Source organism: Flagellimonas sp. L-11 (assembly GCF_056857735.1).
Genome location: NZ_JBSXNR010000051.1, coordinates 1 through 22943, shown reverse-complemented (window position 1 = coordinate 22943; position 22943 = coordinate 1). Strand labels below are relative to the sequence as shown.

Below are 22943 nucleotides of genomic sequence, written 5' to 3'. Positions count from 1 at the left end.
AAACATATCAACAGTATTGCATGGCCATAATAACCTTGACTACAGATTTTGGATATAAGGACCACTTTGTGGGTGCTGTGAAAGGGGCAATACTGAGCAATCTCCCCGATATTTCCGTTGTTGATATTTCACATGCTATCAGTCCTTTTAACATTCAGGAATGTGCCTATATCCTTAAAAATGCCTACCAATCGTTCCCAAAGGGAACGGTCCATATAGTTGGGGTCGATTCGGAAATTTCGCCAGAAAACGAGCATATTGTAGTGCAGGTGGACGGGCACTATTTTGTAAGTGCCAATAGCGGGGTTATTTCCTTGATAACTTCTGAAGTGGAACCCGAAAAAGTCGTGGAAATCAATATACCCAATGCCGAATCCGGTTCGTTTCCCGTTCTTAACATATTTGTTCAAGTAGCCTGCCATATTGCGCGTGGCGGTAAGTTGGAGGTAATTGGCAAACCTTTGGAACGTTTGAAAGAGCTACGTGATTTTGAACCACGAATCAGCAACGAAGGCAAAACCATTACAGGTAACGTTATATATATTGATAACTACGGAAACGTGGTCACAAATATTCAGAAAAGCCTGTTTGAAGCTTACCGAAGCGGGCGTGATTTTGAAATCATTGCACGGACCACCAAAATACGGCAAGTGCATCAAAGCTATAATGGCATCATCAATTATAATTTAGAGCGAAACCAACGCAAAGGTCCGGGCGATGCCTTGGCCCTGTTCAACTCTGCGGGTTACATAGAGCTTGCCATTTACAAAAGTGATCTGAATTCCGTTGGGGGGGCTTCCTCCCTGCTTGGACTGAATTACAGGGATACCGTAACCATAAATTTCCTGTAAATGTTGATACGCATTGTAAAACTGACTTTTAAACCCGAAAATATTGCTAGTTTTGAGCGAATCTTTGAAGAATCGAAAAATGGCATCTTGGCTTTTGAAGGATGTAATATGGTAGAGTTATATCAAGACATTACTAATTCCAATATTTTTTTCACCTATAGTTTTTGGGATACGGAATCGCATCTGGAAAATTATAGAAATTCCGATTTCTTCAAAAGGGTGTGGAGCAATACAAAAAAATTGTTCTCCGGTAAGCCCGAAGCTTGGAGTGTTCATAAAATTCAATCAACAAACCCATCTTAATGTTCGCAATTTTTAAGAGAGAGGTACGGTCCTTTTTTACATCGCCCATCGGTTATTTAATCGTAGGTTCGTTTTTACTGCTCAATGGACTTTTTCTGTGGGTGTTCAAGGGCGAATACAACATTTTTGATTACGGCTTTGCCGATTTGAGCAACTTCTTTTTACTGGCTCCTTGGATTTTTATCTTTTTGGTGCCCGCCATTACCATGAAAAGTTTTTCCGAAGAGCGTAAAATGGGCACTCTCGAATTATTGTTGATCAAACCCATCTCTATCTGGAAATTGGTTGTCGGTAAATTTTGGGGAGCCTTCCTTTTGTGTGTCATTGCCGTGGTTCCGACCATAGTATATGTTTTTGCCATCTCAGGATTGGGCATGGTAGAGGGCAATTACGACCTCGGGGTGGTATTGGGCTCTTACTTTGGATTGCTATTTTTGATGGCTTGCTATACCTCCATCGGGATATTTGCTTCTACGCTGTCGGATAATCAAATCATTGCTTTTTTAGTTGGGGTCTTGGTCTGTTTTCTGATTTTTAATGGATTTGATGCAGCTTCTTCCTTGTTTTCGAACGGAGAAACCCAACAAACCATTCAAGAATTGGGGGCAAAATCGCATTTTGATAGCATTGCAAGAGGCGTGATAGATACCCGAGATTTGGTCTACTTTATCTCATTGACATTATTGTTTTTGTATCTCACTTTTCAACGTTTAAAACAATTGCCAAGGTAATGGGGGAGTTTTTTGTATCCATAGTAAAAGTGATTGTGGCCGTGGTGGTCATCAACCTATTGGCCAGTTTTGTGTACACCCGTTTTGACCTTACCGAAGATAAAAGATATACCATTTCTGAGCCTGCCGTAGCGGTGGCTCAAAAATTTGAAACACCCGTTATTGTGGATGTGTTGTTGGATGGCAACATTCCTGCAGAGTTCTCTAAACTCAAAACGGAAACCGTTCAATTATTGGAATCCTTCGGGTCAAAAAACAGCAACATCAAGTATAATTTGGTGGACCCTTTGGAGGACAGCGAAGATCCAGAAGAAACGATTGCCCAATTGCAAAGCTTGGGGTTACAGCCCGCCAATGTTACCGTAGAGGAAAACGGAAAGGTTTCCAATGAGCTGGTTTTCCCTTGGGCCATAGTCAATTACAACGACCAGACCGTAAAAGTACCATTGCTGAAGAATAAATTGGGCTCTACGGCAGAGGAGCGCATCAACAATTCGGTACAACAATTGGAATATGCCTTTGCAGATGCCTTTACCAAACTCAGCATTGAAGAGAAAAAGAGCATTGCCGTCATCAAAGGAAATGGCGAACTGGATGATATTTTTATTGCGGATTACTTAACCACCATTCGTGATTATTACAACATTGGCGCCATTACGTTAGATTCAGTGTCCAGCGATCCGCAAAACGTTTTTAATCAACTCAAAGGGTTTGATTTGGCCATCATTGCAAAGCCAACGGAGGCATTTACCGACCAAGAAAAATATGTGATGGACCAATATATGGTTCAAGGAGGTAAATCCATTTGGATGATGGACCAAGTAAATATGGAAATGGACAGCATTTATGCTGGCGGTGGAAAAGCCATTGCTGTCCCCAGAGATTTGAATTTAAAGGATATGTTCTTTAAATACGGGGTTAGAATCAATCCTGTTTTGGTGAACGACCTTTATTTCACTCAAATAGTTTTGGCTACGGGCGAAGGAAACGATTCGCAATACAATCCCTTACCCTGGTTTTATTACCCCATGGTTTTTTCGCAGAACAATCATCCCATCAACACAAATATTGAGGCGGTACGATTTCAGTTTGCTAGCCCGATGGACGTTTTGGAAAACGATTATGAGAAGACAATCCTGTTGCAGAGTTCTCCGCTTTCCAAAACCGATGGAATACCCAGAGTTGTGAGTTTGGATATGATCAACCAACAGCCCGATCGAGAATTATATAACAACGGAAAACAACCGTTGGCCGTTTTGATCGAGGGCAATTTCACATCCATGTACCAGAACAGGGTAAAACCATTGAAGCTACAAAACACGATGGAAGAAGGCCCCGAAAACAAAATGATCGTAATTTCGGATGGGGACATCATCAAAAACCAATTACGCAACGGCAGACCCTTGGAATTGGGTTACGATAAATGGACCAACAGCTTTTATGGCAACAAGGAATTCTTGGTGAACAGCACAAATTACCTGTTAGACAATAGTGGGCTTATTAACATTCGGAACAAGAAAGTGTCCATCCCGCTCTTGGATGTCAAAAAAATAGCAGAACACAAAACCAAGTGGCAGCTTGTAAACATTGGATTGCCAGTTGTTTTAACCTTGTTGTTCGGCCTGTTTTTCAGCTACTACAGAAAGCGTAAGTTTACCGCCTAACTGTTGATAAATTTGTTTCTCTGCTAAATCCATTTGGGATATATTTGTTTTTATTGATTTTATACGCCCTTTTTGAAGGGAAATCTGCTAAAAGAGCAACTATACTAAAGTATTTCGTTGATGAAATTTATTGTATCCAGTACATATTTATTGAAACAGCTTCAGGTTTTGGGAGGAGTTATCAACAATAGCAACACCTTGCCCATCCTGGACAATTTTTTGTTCGACCTTAAAGAAAGTAAATTGACCGTTTCCGCATCGGATTTGGAAACTACCATGAGTACCGTTTTGGAAGTGGATTCCGATTCGGAAGGTACCATTGCCGTGCCAGCACGTTTGTTGTTGGATACCCTAAAAACATTCCCGGAACAACCTTTGACTTTTGTTGTTGAGGACAACAACACGGTAGAGATCAGTTCCAACCACGGTAAATATGCTTTGGCGTATGCCGATGGAGCGGAATTCCCTAAAGCGGTCGAAGTCTCTAATCCGAGCTCTACTACCCTATTGGGCGATATTTTGGCTACAGCCATCAACAAAACCATTTTCGCTGCAGGAAATGATGATCTTCGCCCAGTAATGAGCGGGGTGTTTTTCCAGTTCTCTCCAGAGAATCTGACTTTTGTGGCCACAGATGCCCATAAATTGGTGAAATACCAGCGACAAGATGTAACTGCTTCCGAAGTGGCGGAATTCATCATGCCCAAAAAACCATTGACATTGTTAAAGGGTATTTTGGCAGGTTCCGAATCCGAAGTGACCATAGAGTACAATGACAGCAATGCCAAGTTCTATTTTGACAACACTGAATTGATATGTCGGTTGATAGATGGCAAATACCCGAACTACGAAGCGGTGATTCCGAAGGAAAACCCAAACAAGTTGACCATAGCGAGAAATCAATTTTTGAGCTCGGTAAGAAGGGTTTCCATTTTCTCTAACAAGACCACGCACCAGATACGTTTAAAGGTTGCCGGTGCCGAACTTAATATTTCTGCTGAGGATGTGGATTACAGCAACAAGGCAGAGGAAAGATTATCGTGTTCTTATCAAGGTGACGATATGCAAATTGGTTTCAACTCCAGATTTTTATTGGAAATGCTGAACAATTTGTCCTCTGATGAAGTTTCTTTGGAAATGAGTTTACCCAACAGGGCAGGTATTCTTACCCCTATCGACGGTTTGGATGAAGGCGAACATGTGACCATGTTGGTGATGCCCGTGATGCTAAATAGCTAAATTAACTACCCAACCATAATTGAAAAAGCTGGAGAAAAATGTTCCAGCTTTTTTATTTTAGGATATAAATCTAATCGTCATAAAATGCGATGGAGATTCGCCATTTGCAGCCTTGACCGCATTAACAATAGGCAGTATGAACCCAAGGATTCCCGCTCCTATCAAGCCCAGTATTCCCAAGCCCAAAAGAAGGATTGCAGGAATACTAATGATGATGTAAAGTATCAGACTGATCTGGAAATTGATAATGGCCTTTCCATGCTCGTTCATTCCCTCCACCTTGTCTTTTGAGGACAACCAAATGATCAAGGGTATAATCAGGCTTCCAAATCCTGTAACATACGATAAAAGTTGTGTAAGATGCGTCACGGCCAACAAGGTATTGTCCGTCCTAACAGCTTTTTGATTGATAACTTCCATTTTTTGATTGATTTTGATGATTCAACTTATAAGTATACAAATCACTAAAAATGTTACAAACACCAGCTAATTTGTACTTTTGTCCCCATGTCGTACACAGATAACATTGTAGCCTTGGCAACACCCTCGGGAACAGGGGCCATTGCCGTAATTCGGGTTTCAGGACCAGATGCCATAACCCTAATGGATACCCTTTTTAAATCCATCAAGGGAAAAAAACTGGCCCAACAAAAAAGCCATACCATTCATTTGGGCCATATTGTGGATCAAGAAAAGATTTTGGACGAAGCTCTTGTTTCTATTTTTAAAGGACCACACTCTTATACCGGTGAAAATGTTGTGGAGATTTCCTGCCACGGCTCACCTTTCATCCAACAACAGATTATTCAGCTTTTGTTGCGAAATGGTTGCCGTTCGGCATCGGCAGGTGAATTTACACTACGAGCATTCCTTAACGGCAAGATGGATTTAAGTCAGGCTGAAGCTGTGGCGGACTTAATTGCAAGTGATAGTGAAGCGGCGCACGACATTGCCATGCAGCAGATGCGGGGCGGATTTAGTAACGAAATTCAGGAACTGCGGCAAGAACTGCTGAACTTCGCTTCGCTTATTGAACTGGAACTCGATTTTTCCCAAGAAGACGTGGAGTTTGCCGATAGAACCCAATTCAACGAACTGCTCAACCGAATCAGTGAGGTGCTAAAAAAACTGATTGATTCCTTCGCACTCGGAAATGTGATAAAAAACGGAATCCCCGTAGCCATTGTGGGTCAACCGAACGTTGGAAAATCAACCCTGCTTAATTTTTTATTGAACGAGGAAAGAGCCATCGTTAGTGAAATTGCGGGAACGACAAGAGATACGGTCGAGGATCATATCAGTATAAAAGGCATCAATTTTAGGTTTATTGATACGGCAGGAATCCGAGAAACCGTGGATGTGGTGGAAAAAATAGGGATTGAGCGAACTTTTGACAAAATTGAAAAGGCTAGGCTCATTATTTACCTATTTGATGGAATGGAGTTCGATAAAGCAGAGTTGGAACAGATTCAAAAGCGCTACCCCAACAAACAGTTGTTGCCCATTTGCAATAAAATGGACCTCTTAAACCAAGAGCAGAAGGAAAAGATAAAATCAAAAATTCACAATGTACTTTTTCTTTCAGCTAAATTTAAAGAAGGTATTTCAGAGCTCGAAAGTAGGCTACTTGCTTTGGTGGATTCAGGAGCATTGAGTGGCGACACCACCATAATTACCAATAGCAGGCACTACGATGCGTTGCTAAAAGCTCTGGAGGAAATCCAAAAAGTAAAGGAAGGGTTGGATATGGAGCTTTCGAGCGATTTGATGGCCATCGATATCCGTCAAGCCCTTTATCACTTGGGAGAAATTACAGGAAGCGTTACCACAGATGATTTATTGGGCAATATTTTTTCTAACTTTTGTATTGGAAAGTAATTTCAATTTTAATTAGGCTTAAGAAAAAAGTAGAATTTTATCGGATTTTTAGTATTTAGAAGTTGGTAGAATACAGGATTTCCCCATTATTTTTAAACGATACATGCTGGACCGTTCCGGCTCCTTCAAAATGGATGCTGAGACCGACGATTTTTTTTGGAATATCAGGCACTTCAAATGAGAATATGGGTTGTTTGTCCATTACAATATCCAATTTCCCGTCCTTTGAAATGCACTTCACTTCGACAAAGTCGGTAAAATCCACACCGAAACCGGAAAGATCTGTTTTCTTTCCATCAATTATCTTATCAAATGCATACAACATAATATCGGAAATGCACCCTTTGTCGGTAAGCATAATACTTATTGGTCCATCTTCGTGAACAATCACCAATTGGGCAGTTTGACATTGACTCTTACCGGATTTGAAATCATTCCGGATTGAGGCTGTCATTTCAAAATTGGTAGTATATAATTCCCCAAAGTCCCTGATTTGATAGAATCCGACAGGAGTTCTTGATGCTCGTGGGTCCACCCCATATTTCTTCAACGAGCTGGCTTTAATGGATAAGGCTTTTTTCGAACGGTAATCCTTCCTGTCCAAATAAATAGGTATAGAATCCGTCTCAATGACCCCCACCCAATCCGATGTTGGAATCAAGATACCCTTTTCCTTCACAATGGTTTCATCAACCACGAGTTTGGATTTGAAATAACCTGGTCGGTAATAAATGCTGGTGGAAACACTGTCGTTTTTATTGACGAGTACCCGCTTGCTCTCGTCCCAATCCTGCTGGATCTCTATTTTCGCTTTTTCATCTGCCGCAGATGCATCGTACCTGAAAACAACGGAATTTGGAAGCCCCATAGTGACCGACTTGCCGTTAAAAGCGAAATCATCAGGATTATAGATGGTATCATTTTTCCTGGCCGTCAAAAATACGGATGAAAAAAGCGCGATACCAAGCAATAAAAAGGCTATTAAAGGTTTCATCGGCAAATTCGCTTTGCCCTCTTTTTTCCCTTTCACAAACTTACTATCACAATAATTGGAAAATGCGCCCCAGTCCTTGAAACCGATATAGTTCGCCAGTGCATTCAAAGTAGTCTTGTTCGGGTGAGATGCATAGTTCACTTTCCCACTAAGTCGTTTTAGTGTGGATACGCTCAATAATGTGCCCGTTTCTTCCTGAATGTTCTCGCTGAGAGTCTTAAAATCATGGGTGTCCCACTTGTTGCAAGGTCCTTTGCCCAATTTTTCCTCTACCCGTTTAAAACAGGCTTTGATATGTTTCCTAAACTTCTCCATTTATAAATCCATGCCGACTATGAACAAACTTGAACAAAGATGAACAACCAATTCACCTCAAAACTTTGCAGGTAACTTTACATTGGTATACAGTAAGTCGATTATATCAAAAATAGATCATAATATGAAAAACAGCATCCGAAACTTCTTGATACTTGTCGTGGCCATTGCTCCAGTATCATGCCTTCAAGAAAACAAAAAAAACATTCCTGCCCAAGAATTGGCCTTTACCAAAAATAATTGGCGGATTGAAAATGTGGACGGTTCTACGGATACGTTGAAAGTTGTGGACCATCAGGGAAAGTACGCAATGTTTCTGGAACCAAGTCAAAAGGCTTATCTCAATGGCAAAGAATTCAAGAACTTTCAACTGGAGTTTCATTGTAATGGCCAAGTTCCTGGATTGGGCTTTAGGGTTCGGGATAAAGAAAATTACGAATACCTGTACCTGAGAATGATGATGAGCGGAAAAAAGGATGCGCTGCAGTACATTCCCATTTATAATGGCAGCTTGCCTTGGCAGCTCTATAATTATCCCAAATATGAAGGCAGTGCCGAATATCCGAGAAAGGAAGTGGCCATCTTACCACCTTTTCTGGAGAATCAACTGGTTCATGGAAAAGTGAGCGATAAGCTTTTAAAGGTACTGGAGGAGGAAGGCATCATATTCTCGGAGGAATCGTTCTTGGACTTTCCCGATGAAACCATTTCCTATATTTACGATCCTCAAAGCAATAAAGCGCTGCTTTTCGAGAAACGGGAAGATGGCATCGTATTCTTGGACATAAGTACTTGGGTCCATGTAAAGGTGGAGGTCATTGAAGACAAAATGTCCGTTTATGTTGAGGATATGGATACCCCTACCTTTGTGGTTGATAACCTAAAGCGCGATTCCAATAAAGGCGGTATAAGCCTGTACAGCAACTTTGGCCAAGTTTACTTTAGCGATGTATCCATTCAGGAAATTGAAAGTTCCAATGCGCCAAAACAACGGGATACCAAAAAAATGATTTCTCCAAACTATTTGACCAAGTGGCAAATATCGGAACCCTTTGCCAAGGACTCCGTGAACTTTATCTCCCAAGTGGATTCCCTATTCGATTACAAGGAAAAATTTAAAACGGTAACGGCCGATATGGATGGCCTTTTGAACATCAGCCGTTTTTATGATGATATGAACAAAACGGTCGCCCTGACCTGTACCATAGTATCTGATTCCGATAGGGATGTCAAACTAAATTTTGATTATGCGGACCACTTGGTGATCTTGTTGAATTACGAAATCCTGTTCGATGGGGGAATGAACTTTAGGTCACCTCCGGAAAAGGGCATGGAAGGCAGGGTTTTCGTGAATGATGAACAAACCGTGCTGAAGTTATCCAAAGGCTCCAATGAACTGACCTTTGTGCTGTCGGGCGATAAACGTCAGAAATATAATTGGGGATGTGTGGCCAAGTTGGAAGATTTGAATGGGGTTTCAATAGAATGAGCCATTATGTTTCCTTATGTGAACCCCTAAATGGACTTTTGGGAAACATTGGATGTTGACTGCCTTACCTGAACCTGTTTTTGTCTATGTATATGGTAGAGCTTGGAAAGCTATAATTTATAAAAGACAAATTCAAACATGAGTTGAACCATATCATGAAAAGTGGATTGTACACCTTTAATGAAATGGTGGTCGATCTTTGCTTCTTGGGCAAGACCATGGGAAAAAACAACGGTTACCGCCCATTTCATTAGCGGTTCTATTAATAGGCATTATAGCAACGACAGCCTATTCTTTAGCAACCCTAACGGAACCGTTGTCTTCTCATGATCAAAAAAGTATCCTCCAGAATTGGTTAACCCAAATATAATACTCCTTTCCTCGATAATTTTCAGTGATGTAACTTACCCTTAACCCTATGCATTTTTCTTAATGTAGGAGGTACATGCTTCAAAAGCATCGAATATTTGATTCTCAGGAATTAAGGAAGGTATTAATTTAACCCGTTCCATCATATACTTGGGCTGCTCCAAAACATGTACAAAAAGTACGGTAACACCTGTATTTTTAAGGTCCATCAAAACATCTTCAAGGGTATAAAGTCCAGATTGATCTAAATACTGCATGCGATCCATTCGGATGACCACCGTGGAGGCCGTTTTTGGGATTTGCTTGGCCAATTGTTGAAACTCGCTTGTAAACCCAAAAAACAAGGGGCCTTTCAAATGTTTAATAAAAACTTCCTTTTTAAGGTCTTCCGGAAAATTGACCTCATCCGCCCATCCCTTTTCCTCTTTCAAGGTTTTGACATCAGATCGTTTGGCCGTTAAGTCTCCCATTTTTTTCATAAACATCAAGGAAGCGATTACCAAACCGATACCTACGGCATAGACCAAGTTCCAAATAGAGGACAACACCATGACCACCAACATTATCAACACTTCAGAACTTAACTTGAAAGGTCCGAACTTGACATCCTTGGGCAAATAAGGTACGGCCCTCAGTCCTTTGTAATCTATTACCCCGATACCTACGGTCACCAAAATCCCGGCAAGTACCGCTGCGGGTATTTTGGAGGCTATCGGCCCCAAGGCCAATAATACGATGAGCAAAAGAATACCTGCAATCATCCCTGATAACCTTGTTTTCCCGCCTGCATTGATATTGACCACGGTACGAATGGTGGCTCCTGCACCAGGTATTCCCCCAAAAACTGCAGCAATGCTATTTCCAATACCCTGCCCCATCAATTCTTTGTTAGGTTTATGTTGGGTCTTGGTCATATTATCTGCAACCACGGAAGTTAATAGCGAATCTATGGCTCCCAAAAGAGCCAGGGTCAAGGCCGTAAAAATATAGGGGGTTACCGAGCTTAATTTAAATTCACTAAAGATGTCCAAATGGGGCACAGGAAAACCGCTGGGTATTTGTTGGATAGGCCTGTAATCCAGTCCAAACCCATAGGCCACTCCTGAAACGACCAACAAAGCCACCAGGGCACTGGGAATGGCGGTTGTAATTCTTTTAAATCCATAGATGATCACAATAGTGGCCAATGCCAGAGCAAGTTCCAACCAATCTATCCGTTGTAGAGCCCTGGGCAAGACCTTGATCGTACCTATGACTCCAGAAGCATCTTTATTGGCCAAGGTTTGAGCTTCCTTCCGGATACTTTCCTCCGAGACCTCCCCTGCCCTATCCAGAGTTTCTTGAAAATCCTCAAGTACCAATATTCCTTCGTTCGATTCCTCATTGAGAATATTCTTAAGAATAACCTCTTCCGCACGAGGTCTGAATTGATCCACAAAAGCGGCATCTTCTTTGGGGTAATAACCCATCGAAGGCAACATTTGGGTAACAAGGATGATTACTCCAATGGCCGTCATAAAGCCTGAGACTACAGGATACGGGATATAGCGAATGTATTTTCCAAGCCCAGCAAGGCCCAATATGATCTGCATCAACCCTGCCAATAGAAACACCAGTAAAATGGCCGGTAATGCTTTCTCGAGATCACCATCGTTCATAGCCACAATACCAGCAACGACAACCATACTAACAGCGGTCATAGGTGCCGTAGGTCCAGATATCTGGGTATTTGTGCCCCCAAACAAGGCTGCAAAAAAACTAATGAATATGGCACCGTACAACCCAGCACTTGGACCCATACCCGAGCTGACACCAAAGGCCAAGGCCAAGGGAAGGGCTACAATGCCCGCTGTAATGCCACCAAATAAATCTCCTTTAAAATTAGAAAAAAAATGCTTCATAAATATTTTGATTGTTTTTTGGATCGACACATTAGTGGCTGATCAACATACTAAAGGATACCGGTTCATAAATTATCAAACATTGATAATCAAATGACCTTCAAACGTATTCAAGGTTTCTAATCCTTTATTTTGAATAAATTGATATGACTACTGATGTGGACCTGTTATTAAGGTTTCGCTCAGAAACGTTCCAAGATCTTGGATAGCAACGTTAGCTTAAGCGCTGTATACGTTTTGATATGGTCCATAAAACCATCTCGATTTTTCTCATGGGCATGGAGGTAATAGGCGTCACATTCCGTTGTATCGTACTCAATTGCATTTATCATTGTCCTTTCATACCTATACAGGGTGCCCAATCGAAGTTGGTTTTCCCGTTGGACTGTCAAAAGGCTTTGGTTTACCGCAGGGGCTCCCAATAGGCATTTTTCCAATGGAATCAAATATTGCAGTTCATTGCTGATCAACTCCATGGTTTCGATCCAATTGGCAATCTCCAACTTATCCTTTTTAACTATAATCTGGTTTAAGGACTCATGAAGATGGGGTCTGTTCACCTGCTTCATAATACCATGTTTAGGTTTATGGGTTCATTCTCCTGTTCTACATTTTCAATGGTCAATTTTTGGTTTCCAGAAGGAAACTCCCAAACCAGTGAATCCCCCTTGGCATATCCCATGACCGCTGCACCCATAGGGGTCAGGATTGAAATATGGTTATTTTTCACATCACTTCGGCTAGGAAGTACCAATTTGAACTTTTTGTGCCATCCATTATCGGAAATTATGGTCACCATGGCATTGAACCGGATGACATCATCCGGCATTTGTGCTTCATCCAAAATCCGTGCTGTTTCCATTTCACCCACGAGCTTTTTCACCGAACTCTTAAGGGTATTGTCTTTATAGAATCCTGATAGGTTCATTAACCGTTTTAAAAGGACATATTCTTTTTTTTCAATTACTAAACTACCGTACTTCATAATTTCTTTTTTTATATTTTAAAGTCTCCAGTACATTCATGTGGAAACCTAATTATGACATTGGATTATGGAAAAATACCCCTTTGGATATAGGTGTCCTCAAGTCGCTCTATGGCGATGACAAAGGCGGCCGTACGCATATCCAGGTTCTTTGTTTCTGTTTTGTGCGCGACCTTGTTGAAGGACTCTCTCATTTTTCTTTCCAGTTTCTCCAAAACCTCGTCCAAATGCCATATTTCTCCGTTGCGGTTTTGCAACCATTCAAAATAACTTCCTATAACGCCACCCGAATTGCATAGGATATCCGGTATAATATCAATACCTCGTTTTAAAAGGATTTCCTCCGCCTGAACGTCAGTCGGCCCATTGGCCCCTTCGGCAATCAGGCTAGCCTTAATTTTATGGGCATTGTCCACAGTAATCTGGTTGCCCAGGGCAGCAGGAATACAGATATCGCAGTCCAAACCAAAAAATTCGTTGTTGTCGAGGGGACTTGCCCCCGCATAGCCCGATATACTGCCTTTATTGGCCCTTGCATAGTCCAAAAGGTCTTCTGGTGAAATGCCCTCATCATTATGGATACTTCCATAAGCATCCTGTACAGCAGTAAGTATGGCTCCTTCATTTTTTAGAAAATGGGCGGCCCAATAGCCTACATTACCAAAACCCTGTACAATGAATGTTTTGTTCTTTAGATCAATCCTTTTGTGTTCCGCCCAAAATTTGATGGTCAGGAAAACCCCATAGCCCGTTGCCCGGTCTCTCCCTTCGGAACCTCCGGCACCAATGGGCTTGCCCGTAACCACATGCAGGTTCTTAGAACGTTCATTGGGCGATTTGGTAGACATATAGGTATCCAAGATCCAAGCCATCGTCTGAGGATTGGTGTTCACATCCGGTGCTGGGATATCCAGTTCCGGTCCAATATTGTCCCCAAGAGCATAGGTAAACCTTCTCGTGATTCGTTGCAGTTCGTCCTGGGAATATTTGGTAGGATCTAATTGTATTCCTCCCTTGGCCCCACCATAGGGCAATCCGGCCAAAGAGGTCTTCCAAGTCATCCACATGGCCAAAGCTCTGGCCGCGTCGATGTCCACAGTGGGGTGGTAACGTAATCCACCCTTATAGGGACCCAGTGCATTGTTGTGCTGAACGCGGTAACCCTTAAAGATCTCTACCTCCCCATTGTCCATGCGTACTGGAAAATGCACTACGAATTCAGTGTTGGTGACTTCCAGTATCTTTCTAATGTTGGCATTCAGTTCAATAATATCCGCTGCATTATTGAACTGGCGCATAACGTTGTCCAACATGCCTTGTTTTGGCTGCTTTCTTTTTGATGTTAACGTTGTTGTCATAAAAAATTATTTATTGGGTACGCCGTACCTACTACTTGTTTGTTAATACATTTCATCCGAAACCACTATGGTAGGTTCCTTACCATCATCCATATATTGGCGATATTCGTTACATAAGTTGATATTTGACCTATTACTGCTCAAAGCACAATACGATTGGTGAATACAGGTGGAGCATAAACTCCGTACAAATTCCTTCATGGGACTGTTTTTTTATGTTATATTTTTTCATCAATGAATGGGATACAGTGTTTTGATTGGCTGAAAAACCAACATCAGTATGGACAGCCCAATGATAATCATAAAACCGATTTCCAAATTGGACAACATTCTATTGACACTCAATGATTTTTCTGAGATTCGCGTCAGATGTCCACTTTCTTCAATTTGAATTTCCTCAAGAGCATCCAAGGTTTTCTTTGTACTATGGATGTGCTCCAAAATTTTTGATTTATCCCCTTTCCCATATACGCTCGACAAGCCTGACGGGCCATAAAATTGTTGACGCAAGCGCTTTAAAAATGCAGCTTACTCCCGAATCAGATCGGTCGCAGCAAAATCATCAAGGATGGCCGTGATTTGCCCAAAATGTTCATTGTTTTTTTCAATGTTTCCGGTTTCCAAAACCTCCACTTCCCTATCGTGCAGAAAATTTCTCAACTGATAAATATAATCCTGTACCACCACACGATCATCATGGATCGATTCAATCGTTTTTTGTATCGTCGAAAAATGTCTACGGTCCACCAAATTGGACCCCAGCACCAAGAAAAAGGCCAACGCTAGTACAAACCCTATCAGTATGCGTTGTTTTAATGTTAGTTTTGTATTCATATCTTTTTTATTTGGCTAACTTTATGTTTCTAGTATCGACATCCAAATAACCCTAGGCTGATTCCAGCTCCAGTTCATCGAACATCTTTTCCATTAAATTCCGTTTGAATAAAGTGCGTAACTCCTTCTCTGAGATGGCCAGTCTGGTCTTGGTATCAACTTGCTCAACCTTTGCCAAACGCAAGGAAACAAAATCACTGGGCACACCATACCTAATGATGTCCCCTTGCGATAGTCCAAGAACTGAACAGCCCAAATTGCTGAGCGCAGATATCCGGCCCTTTGCCAAATCGACTTGATCCGGTGGTACCAATTGTAAACACTCTTCCATACCCGAGGAGCTGATAACCGAAACGGTAGAATACAGTCTTACAACCTCTGAGGGCATATTCTTTTCATACACAACAACGGCATCCAATAAATTTTCCTCCAACAAGGCCAATGCATTTTCATGGGTATAATCTTCCAAACCCAGTGGACCTTGCATGTACTTTTTAATCATCAAGAAATCATATCTTTCCAAAACAAGGTTTCCGTATCTCAAAGAGTGTCTTACCATCCTTAGCGTTTTCAAATTATAGTGGTTCGGTCGGTTTTATCTCTGCCCGACCGACTCAAAACCATTCGGAACACTAAATGGCAAATGCCATGCCCTAAAAGGCAAAAAGAATAGAATTCAAAGTATGCCACTGATTAACAGCAACTAACATGTGTAAATGAGAAAGATTGAAAAATTAGAATCGGTAAGTTTCTGACCAGTTGGTAAGAATTTGACCAAATCAATCGAGCTTGTCGCGCAGCGTTTTTCGACTGATCTTTAAAATTTCAGCTGCTTTGGTCTTGTTCCCTTTGGTATGGAGCAGCACCCGCTTGATATACTTTCTTTCCATGTCCCTTAAGGGTATTAACTCCTCGTCCGGAAAGTCTATCTCATATTTTAAAAAGTCCGGTAAGTCTTTGGTACCAATCGGGCCATCCGCCATAATAACCGCTCGTTGTACCACATTTTCAAGTTCCCTTATATTTCCCGGCCAAGGATAACGTTCCATAATTTTCAAGGCCTCGGAATCGATTCGCAACAAACGGTCCCTATATTCCATGCCGTATTTTTGGAGGAATCGATCAACAAGTAAGGGAATATCGGACCTTCGTTGGCGCAGCGGGGGTACCCTTATCTCAACGACGGTCAAACGATAATAGAGGTCCTCCCTGAAGTTTTTTTTCTTGATTTCCTTCAAGAGATCCATATTTGTGGCCGCAACAATACGAAGGTCGACTTTTTCCAAGGTTCTGGAACCGACCTTTGTAATTTCCTTTTCCTGCAGTGCTCTCAATAATTTGGCCTGTACATCCAAACAGGCGTTACCTATTTCGTCCAAAAAGAGCGTACCCCCGGATGCCGCCTGAAAAAAACCATTCCGGTTTTGGTCTGCCCCTGTAAAGGCCCCCTTGGTATAACCAAACAATTCCGCCTCTTGCAGATTGTCCGGAATGGCCCCGCAGTTCACCGCAATAAAGGGCCCTTTGCTGTATTTTCCTGAATAATGTATGGCCCGCGCCACCAATTCCTTTCCAGTGCCGCTCTCACCATGTATCAATACCGTTGCCCGGTTATTCTTTACCCTGTCTATAATGGTAAGTACTTGTTTGAAGGCTGAGGAATTGCCCACCATCTCCTTGAACGGTAGGTTTTGCGTTCGGGATGGAACATTTGCAATGGATGCTTGGTCCGCTCTCCCATGTTCCAACGCCCTTTCCACGGCCATTTTTAGTTCTGCTTTTGTAAAGGGCTTGGCCATATAGTCCATGGCACCCGACTTAATCACTTCCAAGGCACCGTCAACAGATGGGTATCCGGTAACCACCAATTTTGGCATGTTGGGATAATGTTCCTTGGCATACTTCAATAATTGAATGCCATCGACTTCCGGCATTTGAATATCCGTTATCAACAGATCTATTGAAGTATCCTTTAGTATAAACAAGGCTTCTTTAACGGATATCGCCTTAAAAACATGGTAGTTAAACTCTTTGAGCCTTCTTGCCAATAGTTCCAAGATCTTGATATCATCATCTACGATAAGAATGTTCTCTTTGTTCAATGGCATGGGCGTCAATTTGGAAACTCGATGGTAAAAATAGTACCTTTTGGCACATTGGGCCTATGTGTAATGGTGCCCTTATAACTTTTGATGATTCCATGAACGACACTTAGACCAAGACCAGTCCCTTCCCCGATTGGTTTGGTGGTATAAAATGGTTCAAATACCTTGTTTTCCTGATCAGGTGCAATGCCCTCCCCTTGATCAATGATATTAATGATAATCTTTTGTTCCCCGTTAAGTATCTCTACCTTTATTTCTCCGTGTACAGGTGAGTAGTAGGCCGCGTTCATAATTAGGTTGAACATGACCTGGGTCAATTGGACCGTATTGGCCCGAATCCGGAAATCATCATTGTCGTAGGATTTGATGACCGATAATTGTTTTGCCCTAAGGGATGGCCCCATCAGACGTATCACACTGTCCACTACCTTATTTAGCTCGATCAATTCCATTTGTTGTGGCATTTCACAGGTAAAGAACATCAGTTTCTTTACGATTTCCCTACTGAAAATGGCATTGTCCAAAATCGTTTGTAAATCACTTCTGGTTCTCGTATCGGTAGTTTCATCCAGCAACAATTCTGCAAATCCCAAAATATTGGCCAAAGGAGTATTGAGTTCATGGGCTATTCCGGCAGTAATCTCTCCCATGATATGCAAACGATCGTTACGTTCCATTTGTCTTTTAGTTTCCTCTTCGCTATCATGGATCTGCTTGCGTTCCATAAAGTTACCGACGGCCAGACATACATTTTTCAGTAGGGTCTGCTCTTCTGGAAGAAAGTCTTCAAGAGTGTAGGATGAAGCTGGATAACCTACGGATATGGTTCCTTCTACTTTATTGAATACAATGACATCACAAGATAGACAGGTCATTTGCTCCTTGAATCCACTGGTCTGTACCTGGTATGCACCAATGGACACTGCTGCCTCGCCTTCTTCAGGAAACCGCCACCCCCTTTTTAAACAATAGGCGATGGCTTCCAGGGAAGTGGACAGTTCGTCGTATCCGGAATTCACGATGATTGAAGTGACCTCATAGAGACAGGTCAACTCTTTGACCCGTTCCTTTAATCTTTGATCGGTATTTATCATGGGTATCTAAAAATTTTGGTTGATAATGGTACATGGGTACCAAGACTGCTGTCCAATAGTTACGAAAATGTAATCAAAAAACTTTGTAAAATATGAACTATAGTATTCGCATTGGATAGGAACTTAGGTTCAAATAGGATAATCACATTATTTTGGTTATCCATGTTTGCGCATACAATGAGTAACAAAAATAACGATAAAAGACTTTTTTATCCTTTATGAGGCCAAAAGGATGTTTGACCAGTCATTTGAAAACCCTATTTTTAAAAGGTAACTCAATGTTGCTTTGTTTTTTGTTTATAAACCGATAACGGCCTTTGTTCATCGGTAAACTTGAGGGTTCCCTTTTCAGGGAAACCGTTCTCCCCGTATTTTTTTGGCCGCCCTGCACCAACGCCCCAATACCGAAGGGTTCAGTTCCAGTTCCCTGCATACCGCTGCTGCGTCACCCCTGACATAGTTCAGTGAAATATAGTATGTGCAAGTAAACTGTCCCCGTTTTTTATGCAACAGACTAATAAATAATGGAATACATAAAAATGTAAGATATGGAGATAGAATATGATGGTTTCAGAATTGGTGAATACAAAGCCGACTTACAGCCAGTTCCAATTTTTTGTATTCAAACAATAATATTTAACAATATTAAGCCTACAAAACATATCAGCTTAAGCATCATAATTATCTAGATTCACAACATTTATATGTAGGAAAAAGTATAATGTTATAGTATTGCCCTGTTTTAAAAAAGCTTAACACTTTTCCTTCATGAAAATAACGGCCCACTCTATTTTATTTCTATTATTTTTTGGTATCACTTCATCAATTGTTCATGCTCAGGCACCTTCGGATGAAAATTTTGATGATAACACCAGCTTTGATTTAATCAGTAACGATTTTACACTTGATGGAGTGCGGTATCAGATTTCAGGAAATGGGTCAACCTATCACCATGCCACATTTAATGATACCTTTAATTTATCAGAGGGTGGAACAAGTGATTATGCACTTCAATTCGATAAAAATGCTAATGGAGGAATAAATAGTGTTACTATAAGTGCAAACAACGGTAGTACATTTCAGATAACTGGTATGTCGATGGATATTTTGTCTGATACTCCTGTTCAGTTTACGTCTGATAATGGTGGAAGCTTTAGCTTGAGTGCCAATGATGGAACTTATGTATTCTACCAAAACTATGACTTCACAGCACAATCAGGCTTTGATAATATAACGACATTGACCATCTCTGGTACAAACATGATGGCGGATATTGACGATTTGAATTTTGAACAAGCCGTTATACCAGCAACTGCCCCAACGGTAACCACCTCAGCCACCTCATCCATCACCGCCACAGGAGCCACTTTAAATGGCGATGTAACCTCTGACGGCGGCGCAACTCTAACCACACGAGGTTTCGTCTATTCCAGTTCCGACAATACCCCAACCCTTGGTGAAGGTGGAGTAACTGATGTGCCTGATGGTAGTGGCACAGGTGTTTTTAATGAAGTCATTTCAGGACTGAGTGCTTCCACTACCTATTATTACCAAGCCTATGCCACCAATACTGAGGGAACAACTTATGGCGGTGTAGTGAATTTTACAACAAGTGCTCCCAATGCAGCTCCAATAGTGGATGCCAATACTGGATTAACGGTAACAGAAGGAGAAACAGGAAACATAGACAGTGGTAAATTACATTTTAATGATGATGAAACTGTGGATGATGCCCAACTGACCGCAACTATTACCAGCGCCGTTGCCCATGGGACATTGTTTCTTGACGCCAATCTTAACAATACGTTCGATTCCGGGGAAGAAGAACTTTTGGTAAACGCAACATTTACACAAGATGATATTAACAATAACAGACTCAGGTATACCAATACAGTAGGTAATCAGACCTCGGATAGTTTTGGGTTTACGCTGAGCGACCCAGACGGTGGGGAATTGACCAATCAGACGTTTACAATAACCATCAATTTGCTTGAAGTACCAACCGTAACTACCACAACTGCCTCAGGCATTTCCCATACCGCAGCTACCCTTGGTGGTAACGTAACCGACAACGGTGGGGCATCCGTAACCGAACGCGGTATTGTTTACAACACCACAAGCACACCAACAACGGCTGACACCAAAGTGCAAATTGGTTCAGGAGATGGTAGTTTTACGCAGGAAATCACAGGGCTTACCGAGGGAACAACATATTACGTTCGTGCGTATGCCATCAATAGCGAAGGGACGAGCTATGGTAGTGAGGTTTCTTTTACGACCACATCCAACGATACGCCTTCAGGTTCTGTAATAACAAACCAGTCTGAATGTATTAATGGTTCGGTTTCGGGACTTGCTTTAACGATCACGGATACTTTTCCGGGGGACAATAACTTTATGGTTACCGCAGCCTCATCAAATACAAGTGTGGTTGCAAATGCGAACATTAAAATTACGGGAAGCGACAATACCCGTTCCTTGGCAATAACACCTGTATTGGATGCGGCAGGAACAAGCACAATTACAATTTCAATTAAGGATAGTTTGGGTGAAATAGGGACACAAACCTTTGATGTAACCTTTAATGATCTTATCCCGCCAACATTGACAGCGGTATCTGATAGAGAGGAAAATCTGGATGCCAATTGCAACTTTACCGTTCCAGATTATACGGGATTGACGACCGCAACGGATAATTGTGGAACGACGACAGTCACCCAATCCCCGATTGCGGGCACCGTGATCAGTGGGCACGGAACACTACAAACAATAACATTAACGGCCGATGACGGGAACGGGAATACCGACAGCACCACTTTTGATGTTACATTGGTGGACGTGACGGCTCCGACTTTGACCGCCGTATCGGATAGAGAGGAAGATCTGGATGCCAACTGCAATTTTACCGTTCCCGATTATACGGGATTGACGACCGCAACGGATAATTGTGGAACGGTGACAGTCACCCAATCCCCGATCGCGGGCACCGTGATCAGCGGGCACGGAACGGTACAAACAATAACATTAACGGCCGACGATGGCAACGGGAATACCGACAGCACCACTTTTGATGTCACATTGCTGGACGCGACTGTGCCAACATTGACCGCCGTATCGGATAGAGGGGAAGATCTGGATGCCAGCTGCAATTTTACCGTTCCCGACTATACGGGGTTGACAATCGCAACGGATAATTGCGGAACGGCGACGGTAACCCAATCACCGATTGCGGGAACCGTGATCAGTGGGCACGGAACACTACAAACCATTACGCTTACTGCCGACGATGGCAACGGGAATACCGACAGCACCACTTTTGATGTCACATTGGTGGACGCGACAGCTCCTACATTGACCGCCGTATCGGATAGAGAGGACGATCTGGATGCCAGCTGCAATTTTACCGTTCCCGACTATACGGGGTTGACGACCGCAACGGATAATTGCGAAACGGCGACGGTCATCCAATCACCGATTGCGGGCACTGTGATCAGTGGACACGGAACGGTTCAAACAATAACATTGACGGCCGACGATGGCAACGGTAATACCAATAGCACCACTTTTGATGTTACATTGGTGGACGTGACGGCTCCGACTTTGACCGCTATAACGAGTATAGAGGAAGACTTGGATGCCAGCTGTGATTTTACCATTCCCGATTATACGGGGTTGACGACCGCAACGGATAATTGTGGGACAGTGGCAGTCACCCAATCACCGATTGCGGGTACCGTGATCCGTGGGCACGGAACACTACAAACCATTACTCTTACTGCCGATGATGGGAACGGAAATACCAATAGCACCACTTTCAATGTTACATTAAAGGACGTGACTGAGCCAACAATAACAGTACAGGATGTTGCAATCCAATTAAATGACACGGGGTCGGTCAGCATCACAGCAGAAGCCTTTGTAGTTGACAGTTATGACAGTTGCGGTATAGCAAGCATAAGTATTGACCGTACGGATTTTGACTGTGCCGATTTAGGGGATTATACCATCATGATAGCAGCAACGGACATTAATGGCAATGTTAAAATGGAAACAGCAATACTTACCTTGACCGGAGAAGATACGGATGGAGATTCCATAGCTGATTCTTGTGACACCGATAATGACAACGACGGTACTCCGGATAACGAGGATGCCTTCTCCTTGGATGAAACCGAGGATACGGACACGGATGGCGATGGAATTGGCAATAATTCCGATACTGATGATGACAACGATGGTACCCCGGATAACGAGGATGCCTTCCCCTTGGATGAAACCGAGGATACGGACACGGATGGCGACGGAATTGGCAATAACTCCGATGCCGATGATGACAACGATGGGGATTCGGATGAGAATGAACTGACAAACAATACAGATCCGTTGGACGATACCAGCTTTTTTGTTCCAGAAGAAGAAGATACACCGGTAACACCTACTTTGGTCCCCGCCCAGGCCTTTACACCAAATGGCGACGGAAACAACGATGCCTGGATCATACCGGGGATAGACAACTATCCAAATAATGTGGTGAAAGTCTATAACCGATGGGGGCACGAAGTGTTCGACACCAAATCGTACCGAAACAACTGGGAAGGCTTCTACAAGGACAGAAGTGAAAAACTTCCCGCAGGTTCCTACCTCTATGTCATCGACCTAGGGGACGGCAACGCCCCATTGCAGGGCTGGATCTTCATCAACTATTAATACCAACAGAACAAAAAACACCATACAAAAACGATGAGACTATTCAATAACATACAATTACTGGCCCTGTTCCTTGTGCTTTCCCTCTCGGTAAGCGCACAGCAGGACCCCAACTATACCTTTTAC

At 42.4% G+C, this 22943-nt stretch carries 20 protein-coding genes; 8 read left to right on the top strand and 12 right to left on the bottom strand.

Annotated elements, in window-relative coordinates:
• Window positions 1-20 precede the first annotated feature (20 nt).
• From AC13CC_RS07920 to dnaN, 5 genes are all read left to right on the top strand, one after another.
• Complete coding sequence (locus AC13CC_RS07920; protein ID WP_482876451.1) at window positions 21-851, top strand: SAM hydrolase/SAM-dependent halogenase family protein; 831 nt, start codon at window positions 21-23, stop codon at window positions 849-851.
• A complete protein-coding gene (locus AC13CC_RS07915; protein ID WP_326279940.1) occupies window positions 852-1154 on the top strand; it encodes a putative quinol monooxygenase in 303 nt (100 codons plus the stop codon). It begins immediately after the preceding gene.
• Entirely contained in the window at window positions 1154-1885 is a 732-nt protein-coding gene (gldF, locus tag AC13CC_RS07910; RefSeq protein WP_326279939.1) for a gliding motility-associated ABC transporter permease subunit GldF, read from the top strand. The genes AC13CC_RS07915 and gldF overlap by 1 nt, the downstream gene beginning before the upstream one ends.
• On the top strand, window positions 1885-3549 hold the full coding sequence (gldG, locus tag AC13CC_RS07905) for a gliding motility-associated ABC transporter substrate-binding protein GldG (protein WP_482876454.1): 1665 nt from the start codon (window positions 1885-1887) through the stop codon (window positions 3547-3549). Before gldF ends, gldG begins: the two co-directional genes overlap by 1 nt.
• Before the next feature lie 120 nt (window positions 3550-3669).
• Window positions 3670-4788 carry a DNA polymerase III subunit beta gene (gene dnaN, locus AC13CC_RS07900; RefSeq protein ID WP_482876456.1) on the top strand — a complete coding sequence of 373 codons (1119 nt, stop codon included), beginning with the start codon at window positions 3670-3672 and terminating at the stop codon, window positions 4786-4788.
• 57 nt (window positions 4789-4845) lie between these two features.
• Here the strand turns inward: dnaN and AC13CC_RS07895 are convergent, their stop codons facing one another.
• A complete protein-coding gene (locus tag AC13CC_RS07895; RefSeq protein ID WP_163626272.1) occupies window positions 4846-5208 on the bottom strand; it encodes a DUF4870 domain-containing protein in 363 nt (120 codons plus the stop codon).
• 87 nt (window positions 5209-5295) lie between these two features.
• Here AC13CC_RS07895 and mnmE point away from each other — a divergent pair, with 87 nt between their 5' ends.
• Entirely contained in the window at window positions 5296-6666 is a 1371-nt protein-coding gene (gene mnmE, locus AC13CC_RS07890; protein ID WP_482876457.1) for a tRNA uridine-5-carboxymethylaminomethyl(34) synthesis GTPase MnmE, read from the top strand.
• Between the two features lie 55 nt (window positions 6667-6721).
• Here the strand turns inward: mnmE and AC13CC_RS07885 are convergent, their stop codons facing one another.
• Window positions 6722-7975, bottom strand: a complete 1254-nt coding sequence (locus tag AC13CC_RS07885) for a hypothetical protein (RefSeq protein WP_482876458.1) — start codon at window positions 7973-7975, stop codon at window positions 6722-6724.
• A 124-nt stretch (window positions 7976-8099) separates the two neighbouring features.
• Here AC13CC_RS07885 and AC13CC_RS07880 point away from each other — a divergent pair, with 124 nt between their 5' ends.
• Window positions 8100-9464, top strand: coding sequence for a hypothetical protein (locus AC13CC_RS07880; RefSeq protein ID WP_482876460.1), 1365 nt, complete (start codon window positions 8100-8102; stop codon window positions 9462-9464).
• Between the two features lie 416 nt (window positions 9465-9880).
• On the opposite strand, the gene AC13CC_RS07875 is transcribed toward AC13CC_RS07880, so the two are convergent.
• The 10 genes from AC13CC_RS07875 to AC13CC_RS07830 form a co-directional block, all read right to left on the bottom strand.
• Entirely contained in the window at window positions 9881-11734 is a 1854-nt protein-coding gene (locus tag AC13CC_RS07875) for a SulP family inorganic anion transporter (RefSeq protein WP_482876461.1), read from the bottom strand.
• A 182-nt stretch (window positions 11735-11916) separates the two neighbouring features.
• Complete coding sequence (locus tag AC13CC_RS07870; RefSeq protein WP_482876462.1) at window positions 11917-12303, bottom strand: hypothetical protein; 387 nt, start codon at window positions 12301-12303, stop codon at window positions 11917-11919.
• Complete coding sequence (locus AC13CC_RS07865; RefSeq protein ID WP_482876464.1) at window positions 12300-12719, bottom strand: GreA/GreB family elongation factor; 420 nt, start codon at window positions 12717-12719, stop codon at window positions 12300-12302. Before AC13CC_RS07865 ends, AC13CC_RS07870 begins: the two co-directional genes overlap by 4 nt.
• Before the next feature lie 65 nt (window positions 12720-12784).
• Window positions 12785-14077: a Glu/Leu/Phe/Val family dehydrogenase gene (locus AC13CC_RS07860; RefSeq protein ID WP_326279916.1), complete on the bottom strand. Its 1293-nt coding sequence runs from the start codon at window positions 14075-14077 to the stop codon at window positions 12785-12787.
• Between the two features lie 42 nt (window positions 14078-14119).
• The gene (locus AC13CC_RS07855; RefSeq protein ID WP_326279913.1) at window positions 14120-14278 is read right to left on the bottom strand and encodes a hypothetical protein; all 159 of its coding nucleotides are present in this window, start codon (window positions 14276-14278) and stop codon (window positions 14120-14122) included.
• A gap of 30 nt (window positions 14279-14308) precedes the next feature.
• On the bottom strand, window positions 14309-14518 hold the full coding sequence (locus tag AC13CC_RS07850) for a hypothetical protein (protein WP_482876466.1): 210 nt from the start codon (window positions 14516-14518) through the stop codon (window positions 14309-14311).
• Between the two features lie 87 nt (window positions 14519-14605).
• Window positions 14606-14911, bottom strand: coding sequence for a hypothetical protein (locus AC13CC_RS07845; protein ID WP_482876467.1), 306 nt, complete (start codon window positions 14909-14911; stop codon window positions 14606-14608).
• Between the two features lie 52 nt (window positions 14912-14963).
• The gene (locus AC13CC_RS07840; RefSeq protein WP_482876469.1) at window positions 14964-15470 is read right to left on the bottom strand and encodes a GreA/GreB family elongation factor; all 507 of its coding nucleotides are present in this window, start codon (window positions 15468-15470) and stop codon (window positions 14964-14966) included.
• A gap of 220 nt (window positions 15471-15690) precedes the next feature.
• Window positions 15691-17019, bottom strand: coding sequence for a sigma-54-dependent transcriptional regulator (locus AC13CC_RS07835; RefSeq protein WP_482876471.1), 1329 nt, complete (start codon window positions 17017-17019; stop codon window positions 15691-15693).
• A 5-nt stretch (window positions 17020-17024) separates the two neighbouring features.
• On the bottom strand, window positions 17025-18110 hold the full coding sequence (locus tag AC13CC_RS07830) for a sensor histidine kinase (RefSeq protein ID WP_482876473.1): 1086 nt from the start codon (window positions 18108-18110) through the stop codon (window positions 17025-17027).
• Window positions 18111-18878: 768 nt separating this feature from the next.
• Here AC13CC_RS07830 and AC13CC_RS07825 point away from each other — a divergent pair.
• The gene (locus AC13CC_RS07825; RefSeq protein ID WP_482878252.1) at window positions 18879-22817 is read left to right on the top strand and encodes a T9SS type B sorting domain-containing protein; all 3939 of its coding nucleotides are present in this window, start codon (window positions 18879-18881) and stop codon (window positions 22815-22817) included.
• The last annotated feature ends 126 nt before the right edge of the window (window positions 22818-22943 follow it).